This is a genomic window from Pantoea sp. B9002 (assembly GCF_013385945.1).
Taxonomy (GTDB): Bacteria; Pseudomonadota; Gammaproteobacteria; order Enterobacterales; family Enterobacteriaceae; genus Pantoea.
The window spans coordinates 1-501 of record NZ_JACAPA010000128.1 but is presented as its reverse complement, the minus strand read 5'-3'; the positions used below and the strand labels follow the sequence as shown (position 1 = coordinate 501).

Genomic DNA, 501 nt, shown 5'->3' with positions numbered 1-501 from the left:
TCGCCAGTTTTTTAAAGTCAACTTAGTTATTAACATTTCGTTTCATGTCCTTCTTTGTGGCTCGCCTCCGCTATCTTACCACTTCGATTGGCAAGGAGCAGGCAGCACGAAATGTGTACACATTACGGAGTCGTTAGAGGCGTGTCCATGGTCAAAGACCTTCCGTGTGGTAGTCATGGCGATGGTACCGGAGAAAAACCAGAGTTGACTGTCCACTTATGGCCGATTTCCGCCTTTCGTGAAGGGCTGATATCGACCCAAAGCTGTCGGTCAAGAACGCCGAAGACATGATTGCATTCATGCATTCATGTCGTTCAGACGCAGTTCAGATCATTGCTTGATCAAATCCCCCGGTTTCCATGCCTTCTCGAAGAACGCCTTGGTCGGGCCATATAACCGCAGAATCACGAAGTAGCCTTCGCCAGGCAGGGTTTTGATCCAGTTTTTGCCGGCGCCCGGTGAGTTCGGGCCGAAATGCACATCGATCGAGCCGTCGGCGTT

Annotated in this window: 1 protein-coding gene; it reads right to left on the bottom strand. The window is 50.7% G+C overall.

Annotation, left to right across the window (positions count from 1 at the left end; genetic code table 11):
- Positions 1–330: 330 nt before the first annotated feature.
- Positions 331–501, bottom strand: a 171-nt coding sequence (locus tag HX773_RS26225) for a DUF1214 domain-containing protein (protein ID WP_176973816.1), incomplete at its 5' end; no start/stop codon positions are given.